The organism is Lysinibacillus capsici, from assembly GCF_020217405.1.
GTDB lineage: Bacteria > Bacillota > Bacilli > Bacillales_A > Planococcaceae > Lysinibacillus > Lysinibacillus capsici.
Genome location: NZ_CP084108.1, coordinates 25997 through 39889, shown reverse-complemented (window position 1 = coordinate 39889; position 13893 = coordinate 25997). Strand labels below are relative to the sequence as shown.

Here is a 13893-nt window from a genome sequence, read left to right as displayed (position 1 = left end):
GGGCTGATTGTAATGGGGACATTTAGAAAACGACCAATTCGCTATCCGCTTTTTGTTCTTTCCATATTTGGAACTGTGACGTTCGTGCTTCTATGTATTTGGAATAGCGGGATAGGTATCGGTTATGGTGTAGGTTTTGTTTTACTGATGGCCTACACATGGAAAGTAGAGAAGATAGCTTTTGAGGAAACAGAAAAGCACATTGAATCTATCTCCTTCCGTATGAAAAAAGTAGGAGAAGAGGCACTACTTGAAATGCCAATTGGGATACTGCTGGTTAATGAGCAGTACGAAATCGAATGGTCTAATCCATATATGCAAGGCATTTTAAATATGGAATCATTGGTTGGAGAAGGTATTGTAAATATATCTGATGACATCTATGTATTAATGAAGACCGAGGAGACTAATGAGGCGACGATTACACTACGTGATCGGAAATATCGTGTTTATTATAAAAAAGAGGAACGACTACTGTATTTCTTTGATATAACTGAACAGATTGCCATTGAAAAGCAATACTATGCAGACCGTACAGTAATCGCTATATTGTTTGTCGATAATTACGATGAAATCACGCAAGCCATGGACGATCAACCACGTAGTTTAACCAACACAATGGTTACTTCAATTGTCAATGAATGGGCTGCAGAGCATGGCGTATTTGTCAAACGAATATCATCAGATCGTTTCTTAGCAGTTTTAAATGAATCCATATTAACGGAGCTAGAAAAGAAAAAATTTGCTATATTAGATACCATTCGTGAAAAAACAGCTCAAAAGAATTTATCATTAACATTAAGTATTGGGGTAGGAGCTGGATCCTCCTCATTAGTGGAGCTTGGTGAGTTGGCACAATCGAGTCTTGATCTTGTTTTAGGACGGGGTGGAGACCAAGTGGCGATAAAGCAACCTACTGGAAAACTTAAATTCTATGGTGGAAAAACAAATCCAGTTGAAAAACGTACACGTGTTAGAGCGCGCGTTATTTCACATGCATTACGCGACTTAATTCAAGACAGTGACCAAGTGTTTGTTATGGGACATAAAAATCCTGACATGGACTCTATAGGTGCTTCTGTAGGTGTACGGAAAATGGCACAAATGAATGATGTAAAGGGTTATGTCATTATCAATTTTGATGAATTAAATGGTAGCGTTACACGGTTAATGAATGAAATAGAGAGTAAATCAGATTTCTATGAAAATTTCCTTACACCAGAGGAAGCCGCTGGTAAAATGACTGAGAAATCGTTGCTCGTTATTGTTGATACACACAAGCCGAATTTAGTAATTGATGCACACCTATTGAAATTAGCTGAAAAGGTGGTTGTAATCGACCATCATCGTCGAAGTGAGGACTTTATCGAAAATCCTACACTCGTTTATATGGAGCCATATGCATCGTCCACAGCTGAGCTAGTGACAGAGTTACTAGAATATCAACCGAAGCGTGCAAAAATTAATATGCTAGAAGCTACTGCATTACTAGCGGGTATTATCGTTGATACCAAAAGCTTTACACTTCGAACAGGAGCACGTACATTTGAAGCAGCTTCTTATTTACGAACAAATGGTGCCGATACAGTATTGGTCCAACGTCTCTTGAAGGAGGACGTGGACACATATATAGAGCGCTCCAAAATTGTGCAAACAGTTAAGTTCGTAAAACCAGGAGTAGCTGTTGCTGTAGGTGAGGAATCAAAAGTGTATGACTCTGTCTTAATTGCGCAAACTGCCGATATTTTACTAACGATGAAGGATGTTAGTGCATCCTTTGTCATTGCACATCGGGCAGATGGCAAAATTGGTATAAGTGCACGATCACTTGGCGAGGTCAATGTACAGCTAATTATGGAGAGGCTTGGCGGCGGTGGACATTTAACGAATGCTGCCTGCCAAATAGATGCTAAATCCATCGATGGCGTGAAAAAACATTTAGAAGAGGCCATAAATGAGGTCTTTGAAGGGAGTTCTGACTAATGAAAGTAGTATTTTTAAAAGACGTTAAAGGAAAAGGAAAAAAAGGTGAAATTAAAAACGTAGCTGATGGCTATGCACAAAATTTCTTAATCAAGAATGGCTATGCAGCGGAAGCAAATGCGCAAGCTTTAAGCCAAATAGAGGGGCAAAAGAAATTAGAGGCAAAAAATGCTGCTGCTGAATTAGCTGAAGCACAAGCACTAAAGGAAAAAGTAGAAGCACTAACAGTTGAGCTAAAAGCAAAATCAGGTGATGGTGGCCGCTTATTTGGCTCAGTATCTACAAAACAAATTGCTGATGCATTACAAAAAGTGCACGGCATTAAAATTGACAAACGTAAAATGACTTTACCTGATGGGATTCGTTCACTTGGTTTTACAAATGTTCCTGTAAAACTACATCATGAAGTATCAGCAACGTTAAAAGTACATGTAACGGAAGAATAAGGAGCGACAATCCATGAGTGAACCGATGATGGACCGCGTTCCACCGCATAACCGGGAGGCGGAGCAATCGGTTATCGGTGCTATCTTCCTTGAGCCACAGGCATTAATAACTGCATCAGAAATTTTATTGGCAGATGATTTTTATTTAAATGCCCATAAGAAAATTTTCGAAACGATGTTGCGCTTGAGTGATCAAGGAAAAGCGATAGATGTTGTAACAGTTACAGAAGAATTATCAGCTAAAAAAGAGATTGAGGACGTTGGCGGGCTTTCTTATTTACTAGAGCTCGCCAATGCTGTCCCTACAGCTGCCAATGTCGCTCATTATGCCAAAATCGTTGAGGAAAAGGCCCTCTTACGTCGATTGATTCGAGTGGCTACGAAAATTGTCGAGGACGGCTATACACGTGAAGACGAAGTAGAGGCATTATTAGGCGAGGCAGAGAAGAAAATGATGGAGGTTGCCAATCGAAAGAATGCAGGTGACTTTAAGCATGTTAAAGATGTGCTAGTGGAAACTTTCGATAATATTGAGCAACTGCAATCACAAAAGGGAGAAGTAACGGGTATCCCGACTGGCTTCCGTGATTTAGATAACATTACTGCTGGCTTTCAACGCAACGATTTAATCATTGTTGCTGCTCGTCCATCTGTAGGGAAAACCGCCTTTGCATTGAATGTTGCGCAAAGTGTTGCTGTACAAGCTCGTGAAAATGTTGCAATCTTTTCTTTAGAGATGGGTGCAGAGCAACTGGTCATGCGTATGCTTTGTGCTGAAGGAAATATAGATGCACAAGTTTTACGTACAGGTGCTTTAACTACGGAAGATTGGGGTAAACTAACTATGGCAATGGGTAGTTTATCGAATTCAGGGATTTTTATTGATGATACTCCAGGTGTACGTATCAATGAAATCCGTGCGAAATGTCGTCGCTTAGCTCAGGAGAATGGACTAGGAATGATCTTAATTGATTATTTACAGTTAATTCAGGGGAGCGGCAAGCCAGGAGAAAACCGTCAGCAAGAGGTATCAGAGATTTCCCGTTCCTTAAAGGGATTAGCTCGTGAATTAAAGGTACCTGTTATTGCGTTATCACAGTTATCTCGTGGTGTTGAGCAACGACAAGATAAACGGCCAATGATGAGTGACTTACGTGAATCGGGAAGTATTGAGCAAGATGCTGATATTGTTGCGTTTTTATACCGTGATGATTATTACGATAAAGAATCTGAGAATAAAAATATGATCGAAATTATCATTGCGAAACAACGTAATGGTCCAACAGGTACCGTTACATTGGCCTTTAAAAAAGAATTCAATAAATTCATTAATGTGGATTGGTCACAAATGCCACCGCCACCGCCACGTGATTAGTCAAGTTACTCGTCATTCAGATAAGTTACCTATTAGTAATGAAATATTACCCTTAGAACAAATTAATCTGAATGTTCGATAATATTCATACCATTCTGTTATTAAACACGAACGTTGAATCAGATTTTTTGATTTTATGTTCGTGTTTTTCGCTATTTTTTATTGACGAGTTGTTTCTATCATTGTTACAATAATTGAGGCTTGAAAATTGAGATACAAAGGTATCTAACGGAGGTGCTGATTATGACATCAGTAGTAGTTGTAGGAACACAGTGGGGAGACGAAGGAAAAGGTAAAATTACAGATTTCCTTTCGCACAAAGCCGATGCCATCGCTCGTTTTGCCGGTGGAGATAATGCAGGACATACCATTAAAATTGATGGTGAAACTTATAAATTACATTTAATTCCATCTGGGATCTTCTATAAAGATAAAACTTCAGTAATTGGTAATGGATTAGTTGTGAATCCAAAATCATTAGTAACAGAGCTTAAAGGTTTACAAGAGCGTGGTATTAATACAGATAATCTACGTATTTCTAATCGTGCGCATGTGATTTTGCCTTATCATATTAAACAAGATATTGCGGATGAAGAAAGTCGTGGAGACAATAAAATCGGCACAACTTGTAAAGGAATTGGACCTTGTTATCAAGATAAAGTAGCACGTATTGGGATCCGTATGGCTGACTTACTTGATAAGGAAATCTTTGAGGAAAAACTACGTCATAATTTAGCCATTAAAAATAAGTTATTTGAGAAATTCTATGAAGTTGAAGGCGTAACATTCGAAGAAATTTTCGAGGAATACTATGGTTACGGACAAGAAATTGCCAAGTATGTTACGGACACATCTAAAATTTTGAATGATGTCCTTGATGAGGGCGGTAAAGTGCTATTCGAAGGTGCACAAGGAATTTTACTTGATGTCGATCAAGGTACGTATCCATATGTAACATCTTCAAATCCTGTAGCTGGAGGAGTAGCGATTGGTGCAGGTGTTGGGCCATCACGCGTAACAAGTGTTATTGGTGTATCTAAGGCCTATACATCTCGAGTAGGAGATGGACCATTCCCAACAGAATTGTTTGATGAAGTAGGTCAACAAATTCGTGAGGTGGGTCGCGAATACGGTACAACAACAGGTCGTCCACGTCGTGTAGGCTGGTTCGACACAGTCGTTGTTCGTCACTCACGCCGTGTAAGTGGCATTACTCATCTCGCTCTTAACTCTATCGATGTTTTATCGGGCTTAGAAACAGTAAAAATTTGTACAGCCTATAACTATAAAGGTGAGACAATCACAGAGTATCCAGCAAATCTTCATATTATTGAACAATGTGAGCCGATTTATGAGGAGCTTCCAGGCTGGTCTGAGGATGTAACAAGTTGCAGAACTTTAGAAGAGCTACCTGAAAATGCACGCCGCTATGTGGAGCGTATCAGCGAACTAACGGGCATTCAAATTGCTACTTTCTCTGTCGGACCTGCACGTGAGCAAACAAACGTGTTAGTGGACGTTTGGGAAGCATAACGAAATAAAATGAAAAGGGCGTGCCAAATACGGCATGCCCTTTTTTAGTGTATATCTTTCTTCTTAAAGCGGCCACCTTTTACCTCGGCGATATTACCGATGGCTAGAAAAGCATTGTCATCTATTTCAGCGACGATTGTTTTCAATTTAGATTCTTCTAAACGTGTAATAACGGTAAATATGACTTTCTTGTCATTCCCCGTATAAGCTCCCTCTCCGTGAAGGAAAGTAACGCCACGACCAAGTCGATCCATAATCGTTTGTCCAATTTCATCAATGTCATCACTTATGATATAAACAGATTTAGATTCTTCCAATCCTTGAATAACAATATCAATCATTTTATAGGCAATATAGTATGCAATGATGGAGTACATGGCTTGCTCCCAATTAAAAATAAATCCCGCCACCGTAAAAATAATGATATTGAAGAACATGATGATTTCACCAACTGAAAAAGGTGTCTTGCTATTAGCTAAAATAGCTAATATTTCAGTTCCATCCAATGAACCTCCATAACGAATGACAATCCCGACACCAACTCCTAAAATCATTCCTCCAAAGACTGTTGCCAATAATGTGTCTTCTGTAAATGGATGGATATTATGTAAGGCAAGTGTTGAAAATGAGAGTACAGTAATACCTAGACCTGTGGACAATGCAAAGGTTTTACCAATTTGTTTATAGCCTAAAAAAATAAAAGGTAAGTTTAAAATGAAGATGAAAATACCAAGGGGTAATTTTAATAAATGAGATGTGATAATGGAAACACCCACGATGCCACCATCCATAATGTGGTTGGGTACTAAAAACAGTTCCAAGCCCAATGCCATTATAATCGCGCCTACCGAAACCATAATAATTCTTGCAAAAACTTTACGCATGCTATTTTTCTGAGGTCTCAACACTTTTGTTGTGATCTCAGAGGTTTGTGAATCACTCAATTTAATCGCTCCAATCAAATAGTGTACCTTCTATATATATTTTATCGGAATATTAAAAAAGTAAAAAGTATTAAGTCAAAATTCACTTGAAAAAAATTTGAGAATAGTATAACGATGATAGTTAAATCAATTCTGAGAACCAATATATGAATAAAATTACAGTATGTATAAACTATATAAAATATATTCTATGTAACAATAAGTAGATAAATAATACATTTACATTACAAAAGAGTGAAATCGTTCAAACGTCATTTTCTTTATGGTACATTATAGGGGTGCAAAAAATCCTTGTGGGTAAATCATCCTACAGTAGGGTAAAGTTGGAAGGGGCTTTATTGATGAATTCGTTTTGGAAAAGAAAAGAAGAAAACAATAGATTCACCTACAATTTTTCTTCTTTTAAAAAGGCTTCAATCGTTGTAGTTTTAATGACAAGCCTAACGATTAACATGGGATTTGCTAAGGAATATAACAAAGAAAACTTAAATAAAATTTACCACGTCTATGTGGGGAATGAATATATTGGTGCAGTATCTGATGAGAAAGCAATTCAAGAAATAATTGCATCAAAAGAAAAAGTGGCAAGTCAGCAATTCAAAGGTTTATCCATTGATGCTAGCTCAGCTGTTAAAATAATCCCAGAACAAGTATTTACAAACGAAACAAAAGATGCAGAAACATTATCAAAACTTAAGCAATCTTTAGTGGCCAAATCAGATGCCTTTACATTATTAGTAAATCACAAACCAGTAGTATCACTAAAGAATACAGAAGCTTATGAGAAAACTGTTCAAATGTTAAAGCTACAATATGTTTCCCAGCAAGAATTAGATAACTTATCAAAACGCCAAGCTAGCAATAATCTACCAGAATTAAATGATGGTGAGTCTAGACTTCTAAATGTTTCTTTTAAACAAGGCGTTTCAGGGTTATCACAAAAAGTGACACCCACTGATATATTATCACCTGAGCAAGCCGTGAAGTTTTTAATGACAGGTTATCTTGAGCAAGAAACATACAAAATTGAATCAGGAGATGTGTTAGGGTCAGTTGCTAAAAAACATAATTTAACAACAAGTGAACTACTAGCTCTCAATCCGGATATCACAGTAGATACAGTTTTACAAATTGGACAAGAATTAAATGTAACTGTGGCAAAGCCATTTGTGACACTTGAAGTAAAAAAGGAAAAGAAAGTTGCGGAAGTCATTCCGTTTAAAAAAGTAATTGAAGAAGATCCTACAATGTATAAAGGTGAAAAGGTCATCAAGCAAGAAGGTGTTAATGGAAAAAAAGAAACAACTTATGCATTAACATCTGAAAATGGTACACAGACATCAAAAGTTGCCTTAGAGGAAAAAATACTTCAACAACCAGTAGATGAAATTGAAGTAGTTGGTACAAAGGTTATTTCATCACGTGGAACTGGAGAATTTTCATGGCCAGCAGTCGGGGGCTATATTTCAAGTGGTATGGGTGAACGCTGGGGAGCCTTCCATCGTGGTATTGATATCGCTCGACCAAGTAACTATAATATTTTGGCTGCTGATAATGGTGTAGTGGTTGCTGCTGGCACTTCTGGCACCTATGGTAATCGTATTGTTATTAATCATAATAATGGTTTTACAACACTTTATGGACATTTATCTTCAATTAATGTTGAAGTCGGACAAGTAGTGGAAAAAGGTTCTGTGATTGGTATTATGGGTTCCACTGGAAATTCGACAGGTACACATTTGCACTTTGAAGTTGAAAAGAACGGTGCATTAGAAAATCCGTTATCTTATGTAGGCCGATAAAACATGTTGAATAGGAGACAGTCCGAATAATGGACTGTCTTTTTCTATTATTTCCCGAGAAATAATTGTTGAATTACATCGCTTTTTGTCACAGTATTAGAGGGATTGAATATCGATTAATGCATAGAATCCGAAAGCATGATAGAGTTAAGAGTAGTGAATTTACAAATACACATTGTTTAAGAATAGATAAGAAGCGAAAGGGAGAGTATGTATGAATAAAACAATTTTAGTTGTTGATGATGAGAAACCAATCGCAGATATTTTGCAATTTAATTTAATAAAAGAAGGCTATAAAGTTATTTGTGCTTATGATGGTGATGAGGCATTAAAGAAAGTAGAGGAAGAGCAACCAGATTTAATGCTTTTAGATATTATGCTGCCAAAGCGTGATGGAATGGAAGTTTGTAGAGAAGTACGTAAAAAATACGATTTTCCGATTATTATGCTTACAGCTAAAGGCTCTGAGATTGATAAAGTATTAGGATTAGAGATGGGTGCAGATGATTATGTTACAAAGCCATTTAGTACAAGAGAGCTGATTGCACGTGTAAAGGCCAATATGCGCCGTTTACAAGTAGTCACTCCAGCAGCAGAAGAGGCTGAGGAAGAGTCGAATGAGATTGTCGTAGGTTCGCTTGTTATTCAACCAGATGCTTATTTAGTAATGAAGCGTGATGAAGCAATTGAACTGACACATCGGGAATTTGAGTTACTTCATTATTTAGGGAAACATATTGGACAAGTAATGACACGGGAGCACCTCCTTCAAACAGTATGGGGCTATGATTACTTTGGCGATGTACGAACTGTTGATGTAACAATTCGCCGTTTACGTGAAAAAATTGAGGATAATCCTAGTCATCCCGCTTGGATTGTCACGCGACGTGGTGTAGGTTATTATTTACGAAATCCTGAACAGGAGTAATAGGAATGCAGAAAGTGAGCTTCTTTAAATCCATTCATGTCAAACTAGTGCTGATTTATATTTTATTAATATTGCTTGCTTTACAAATTATCGGTATCTATTTCGCTCGTGAATTAGAAAGAAATTTGAAGAGCAACTTCCAAGATTCCATTTTTCAGCGAGTTGACCTGATGCAATATAGTCTTCGTGAGGAAATTTTAAAGGAACGCGATGAAAGCATGCCTAAACTAGAGGAGAGCCTAAAGTCAATTGTTATGGAGTTTTCTACTGGTTTAAGGGATGTTTCAAATGGTGATATTTTAGAAATTCGTGTCATTGACAATAGACAAAGAATACTTGCAACATCTGAGCTTGAAAACCAGAATTTAATAGGTCAGCGCTCTAATACTGACCTTGTACGTCGAGCGATATCTGCCGAAACACTGTTTGATATTATTAAGCTGGACAATAAGACGAGAAATCGTGTGTGGGTTTTAGCGAATCCCATTCGTGCGGGTGCAGGACCAGACGATGAAATCATTGGTGTACTCTATATTGAAGCCAATATTGAATCAGTTTTTGAACAAATGAATGATATTAATCAGATTTTCCTTGGTGGTACCGCAATGTCCTTGGTCATTACCATCTTCTTAGGTATTCTTGTGGCAAGAACAATTACACAGCCTATTGCTGATATGCGAAAGCAGGCTCAGGCAATGGCGAAGGGGAACTATTCTCGAAAGGTACGTGTATATGGTACAGATGAAATCGGCCAGCTAGCCATCACCTTTAATCATCTAACCAACCGTTTGCAGGAAGCCCAATCCACCACAGAAGCTGAACGTCGAAAGCTAGATTCAGTTCTGAGTAATATGACAGATGGTGTAATTGCAACAGATCGTAAGGGACGTATTATTCTCATCAATGACCCTGCATTGGAATTACTGCATATTTCAAGAGATATTACATTAGGGCGTCCTATCGCCTCGGTATTGGGGATTGATCAGGAATATAGTTTTGAAGACTTAATTCATATGAATGATGCCGTGAATTTAAACTTTAGTACAGCAGATGCCCCCTATATACTTCGTGCTAATTTCTCTGTTATTCAAAAAGAAACAGGATTTATTAATGGTCTGATTACTGTTTTGCACGATATAACAGAGCAAGAAAAGATTGAAATGGATCGTCGGGAATTCGTATCAAATGTATCACATGAGTTAAGAACGCCATTAACAACAATGCGCAGTTATTTAGAGGCACTTGCAGATGGTGCATGGAAAGATGAAAATATTGCTCCTACGTTTTTAAATGTGACACAAACCGAAACAGAGCGTATGATTCGTTTAGTAAATGATTTACTGCAGTTATCAAGAATGGATAGTTCAGATTATGAGTTAAATAAAGATATTGTCTTATTTAATTCATTCTTTAACCGCATTATTGACCGATTTGAAATGTCTAAGTCTGACAAGGTACAATTTGAACGATTATTCCCTGAAACATCCTTTTATGTAGAAATTGATACGGATAAAATCACACAAGTTATTGATAATATCATTTCCAATGCTATTAAATATTCTCCAGATGGTGGCAATATTCGCTTTGGCTTTACGGGACAGGATGACATGTTGAAAGTCATGATTTCAGATGATGGCATGGGTATTCCTAAAGAAAATGTTGGCCGTATTTTTGATCGCTTCTATCGTGTGGATCGTGCACGCGCTCGTTCTATGGGAGGAACAGGCTTGGGACTAGCTATTGCGCGGGAAATGATTGAAGCACATGGCGGTAAGATTTGGGCTGAAAGTGAAGAAGGACAGGGTACAACCATTTTCTTCACATTACCATATGATGCAGATGAATTTGGTGAGGCAGGTGAGTGGGAATGAAATATATAGAGCCAGTTAAATCTGTTGTATTATTTCTACTTGTTATGCTGAGCGTGATTTTAACTTTTTTAATTTGGACCTATACACCTGATTATAAATATATTGAAAAAACAGAGGGAGAGGAAATTTTAATTAAGCCGCAAAAGGATATGGAGGATATTATTCGACCATACAAGGCTATTTTCCGTTCTGAAGAAGAGTTTACTGGCACAGTTTCTAATGCAGCTATGAAAGATATGATGAAAGTATTTAAAGGCTGGAATGTTTTAGATTTGGTGCCTGTAAACAATAATCTTTCTGCAAACTATGTGAATCAAATTATTGGCGCAGATCATCGAATGACAATATTTTTTACAGGAGAGATTCCATTTTCAGCTTTTAACACAATCTTTCAGTTCACTGATAAGGAATTACCAGAAACAACGTTCAATCGTATGATTATAGATTGGAGTAATTACAATAGCAAAGAATTGATGTTGTATTACATTAGTGGTAATAACCAATCATTATTCCGCTCACATGTCAGTGTGCCAAACATGAATCAATTTATACAGGAAGTCATAGAGCCTGCCAAAAAATATGAGGTTTTTAAAGAAGTAGAAAGAGAAGGCTATACATCTCTTTATTTGGCGAACAGTAATATTGAATCTGTAAAATATACGTATTTTATTGAGGATATTACGCCAGAACTATTTAAAAATGTGCTATTCCCAGATCCAAATATTGTGCAGCGGAATGTGGAAAGTGCATCCTCTGAAAAATATACAGATGGTATGTCGTTAATGACCTTAGAAACAAATCTTAAATCATTAAACTATGTTTATCCTGCTGCAGAAAGTAGTATTAGAGTCGAGCCATCCAAGCTTTTAAAGGATAGCTTTGAATTTATTAATGAGCATGGAGGATTTACGGCAGATTTCCGCTATGCTTCATCCAATACCAATAAAAATCAAATAGATTATCAAATGTATTTGCAAGGTTTCCCTGTCTATAGCAATCATGTCATTACACGAATGACAACCATTTGGGGAGATAGTCGAGTTTTCCATTATAAGCGTCCATACTTTTCATTGGATATGGATATATCATTAGAGAAAGAAATCAAAGAATTAGCATCAGGTGCGGAGATCGCAGAGAGATTAAAAAGCGCTAACAGTATTCCTTTGTCTGATATTGATGAAATCGTCTTGGGCTATTATTTAACACAAAATCAAGAACAGAATATATTTATATTTGAACCTTGTTGGTTTGTTATTCGGAATGGTACATGGACTAAACTGACTCCTGAAGTATTAGGAGGTGTTAAAAATGGATTGGAATAGAACAAAATCTATTTTTATATTCGTTTTTTTAATACTGAACATCTTCTTGTATTCACTTTATGTCAATCGCTATAATGAAGCAAAAGATATTGAGGTACCGGGTGAAAGAACAATAGAAGCCCGTTTAAAGGATGATAATATTACGTATGGCACATTACCAAATAATATTGAATCTGCTTCGTATATGACAGCTCAAGTGCATAAATTCACACCAGACGAATTTAGTAATAGTAACCAGCAAGTTAAATTTAAGGATGATAATAATACAAAGGCTCGGGTTATTTTTATGAGGCCTGTTAAATTACGCAATGTAAGTGATGACGCAAGCTTTACAGATTTTGCCCTGGCAAACATCATTGAAGGTGCATCTTATGCTTTATGGAAAGTAGACCGCGAAGAACGAGTCGCAATTTTTTTCCAAAAGACAAACAATCGAATGTTCTATTATAGTGGTTCATTAAAAATAAAATGGAATGCTAATAACGAAGTAACAATGTATGAGCAAACAATGATTGATAACATTGAAGAAATGGAACAGCAGGAAACCGTTATTCCACCACTTCAAATTATTCAAACTTTGTATGCAAAGGGACCGCTCAAGCCAGACTCGCGCATTACACAAATGAAACTAGGTTACTCAACGCTTGTTAAATTGACACGTACTCAGGTACTGGTGCCAACATGGGAAGTTCAGGTGAAATTATCTGATGGGACAAAAGAGGAGTACTTTGTGAATGCAGTAGAAGGTAAAGTCATCGAAATCCAGGAGGACAAGCAAGAGAGCGAAGAAGAAGACTGGGGAGTTGAATAATGCGATTTAGTGTTTTAGCAAGTGGCAGTACAGGGAATTCGATTTATGTAGAGAATGACGATCATGCTTTTATCGTTGATGCGGGTCTTAGTGGAAAAAAGATGGAGCAGTTATTTACAAAAATCGACCGTAATATGAAGCAGCTCAGTGGTATCTTTGTTACACATGAGCATAGTGATCATATTAAAGGAATTGGTGTGCTAGCACGGAAATATAGTGTACCAATTTACGCAAACGCCAAAACGTGGCAGGCAATGGATGGGCTTATTGGGGACATTCCTGTAGAGCAACGTTTTGAATTTGAAATGGATACAGTGAAGCATTTTGGTTCTTTAGCTGTTGAATCTTTTGCTGTTTCACACGATGCAGCAGATCCAATGTTCTATACCTTTCATGAAAATGATCGCAAGCTTGTCATTATTACAGATACAGGCTATGTCAGTGATCGTATGAAAGGAATTATTCGAGGCGCTGATTCTTTTGTCTTTGAAAGTAATCATGATGTCAATATGCTGCAAATGGGACGCTATCCTTGGTCTATTAAACGTCGTATTTTAAGTGATGTAGGGCATGTGTCTAATGAGGATGCAGCAATTGCAATGAGTGAGGTTGTATTTGATAAAACGACCAATATTTATCTTTCACATTTAAGTAAAGATAATAATATGAAAGAGCTAGCACGTATGAGTGTCGCACAAACCTTACAATCTTGTGGCATCCTTGTTGGTGAGCATGTTCATCTATTTGATACGGATGCAGAAGAACCAACAAAATTGGTGACGGTTTAATCATAGGCTATTTAGGCAAAACTTGAAGCTGTTCAACGCATTAAAAAAATGCATTGAACAGCTTTTTTTATGTCTATTTTATTTGTTTTT

11 protein-coding genes are annotated in these 13893 nt (G+C 37.2%); 10 read left to right on the top strand and 1 reads right to left on the bottom strand.

The genetic code is table 11. The features are described 5' to 3' along the window. The first annotated feature begins 12 nt into the window (after positions 1–12). From LCP48_RS00200 to LCP48_RS00185, 4 genes are all read left to right on the top strand, one after another. The gene (locus LCP48_RS00200) at positions 13–1983 is read left to right on the top strand and encodes a DHH family phosphoesterase (RefSeq protein WP_225340574.1); all 1971 of its coding nucleotides are present in this window, start codon (positions 13–15) and stop codon (positions 1981–1983) included. Then, a complete protein-coding gene (gene rplI, locus LCP48_RS00195) occupies positions 1983–2429 on the top strand; it encodes a 50S ribosomal protein L9 (protein WP_004233368.1) in 447 nt (148 codons plus the stop codon). Before LCP48_RS00200 ends, rplI begins: the two co-directional genes overlap by 1 nt. Before the next feature lie 13 nt (positions 2430–2442). After that, a complete protein-coding gene (dnaB, locus tag LCP48_RS00190) occupies positions 2443–3804 on the top strand; it encodes a replicative DNA helicase (RefSeq protein ID WP_004233370.1) in 1362 nt (453 codons plus the stop codon). A gap of 243 nt (positions 3805–4047) precedes the next feature. Next, positions 4048–5337, top strand: a complete 1290-nt coding sequence (locus LCP48_RS00185) for an adenylosuccinate synthase (RefSeq protein ID WP_004233375.1) — start codon at positions 4048–4050, stop codon at positions 5335–5337. 44 nt (positions 5338–5381) lie between these two features. On the opposite strand, the gene LCP48_RS00180 is transcribed toward LCP48_RS00185, so the two are convergent. After that, a complete protein-coding gene (locus LCP48_RS00180) occupies positions 5382–6221 on the bottom strand; it encodes a YitT family protein (RefSeq protein WP_225341063.1) in 840 nt (279 codons plus the stop codon). 401 nt (positions 6222–6622) lie between these two features. On the opposite strand from LCP48_RS00180, the gene LCP48_RS00175 reads away from it, so the two are divergent. From LCP48_RS00175 to LCP48_RS00150, 6 genes are all read left to right on the top strand, one after another. Beyond that, positions 6623–8083 carry a peptidoglycan DD-metalloendopeptidase family protein gene (locus tag LCP48_RS00175; protein WP_225340573.1) on the top strand — a complete coding sequence of 487 codons (1461 nt, stop codon included), beginning with the start codon at positions 6623–6625 and terminating at the stop codon, positions 8081–8083. A gap of 214 nt (positions 8084–8297) precedes the next feature. After that, entirely contained in the window at positions 8298–9011 is a 714-nt protein-coding gene (yycF, locus tag LCP48_RS00170; RefSeq protein ID WP_004233380.1) for a response regulator YycF, read from the top strand. 5 nt (positions 9012–9016) lie between these two features. Next, positions 9017–10882, top strand: a complete 1866-nt coding sequence (gene walK / locus LCP48_RS00165) for a cell wall metabolism sensor histidine kinase WalK (protein ID WP_004233382.1) — start codon at positions 9017–9019, stop codon at positions 10880–10882. After that, the gene (locus tag LCP48_RS00160; RefSeq protein WP_004233385.1) at positions 10879–12204 is read left to right on the top strand and encodes a YycH family regulatory protein; all 1326 of its coding nucleotides are present in this window, start codon (positions 10879–10881) and stop codon (positions 12202–12204) included. Before walK ends, LCP48_RS00160 begins: the two co-directional genes overlap by 4 nt. Next, positions 12191–13015, top strand: coding sequence for a two-component system regulatory protein YycI (locus LCP48_RS00155; protein WP_004233387.1), 825 nt, complete (start codon positions 12191–12193; stop codon positions 13013–13015). The genes LCP48_RS00160 and LCP48_RS00155 overlap by 14 nt, the downstream gene beginning before the upstream one ends. Beyond that, positions 13015–13803, top strand: a complete 789-nt coding sequence (locus LCP48_RS00150; RefSeq protein ID WP_004233388.1) for an MBL fold metallo-hydrolase — start codon at positions 13015–13017, stop codon at positions 13801–13803. The genes LCP48_RS00155 and LCP48_RS00150 overlap by 1 nt, the downstream gene beginning before the upstream one ends. Positions 13804–13893: the final 90 nt, after the last annotated feature.

Bases quoted from the DNA above. Each gene is read 5' to 3' on its own strand.
- LCP48_RS00150 (WP_004233388.1), top strand. From the start codon at position 13,015: ATGCGATTTAGTGTTTTAGCAAGTGGCAGTACAGGGAATTCGATTTAT.
- LCP48_RS00175 (WP_225340573.1), top strand. From the start codon at position 6,623: ATGAATTCGTTTTGGAAAAGAAAAGAAGAAAACAATAGATTCACCTAC.
- LCP48_RS00155 (WP_004233387.1), top strand. From the start codon at position 12,191: ATGGATTGGAATAGAACAAAATCTATTTTTATATTCGTTTTTTTAATA.
- LCP48_RS00185 (WP_004233375.1), top strand. From the start codon at position 4,048: ATGACATCAGTAGTAGTTGTAGGAACACAGTGGGGAGACGAAGGAAAA.
- walK (WP_004233382.1), top strand. From the start codon at position 9,017: ATGCAGAAAGTGAGCTTCTTTAAATCCATTCATGTCAAACTAGTGCTG.
- yycF (WP_004233380.1), top strand. From the start codon at position 8,298: ATGAATAAAACAATTTTAGTTGTTGATGATGAGAAACCAATCGCAGAT.
- dnaB (WP_004233370.1), top strand. From the start codon at position 2,443: ATGAGTGAACCGATGATGGACCGCGTTCCACCGCATAACCGGGAGGCG.
- LCP48_RS00180 (WP_225341063.1), bottom strand. From the start codon at position 6,221: ATGCGTAAAGTTTTTGCAAGAATTATTATGGTTTCGGTAGGCGCGATT.
- rplI (WP_004233368.1), top strand. From the start codon at position 1,983: ATGAAAGTAGTATTTTTAAAAGACGTTAAAGGAAAAGGAAAAAAAGGT.
- LCP48_RS00200 (WP_225340574.1), top strand. From the start codon at position 13: ATGGGGACATTTAGAAAACGACCAATTCGCTATCCGCTTTTTGTTCTT.
- LCP48_RS00160 (WP_004233385.1), top strand. From the start codon at position 10,879: ATGAAATATATAGAGCCAGTTAAATCTGTTGTATTATTTCTACTTGTT.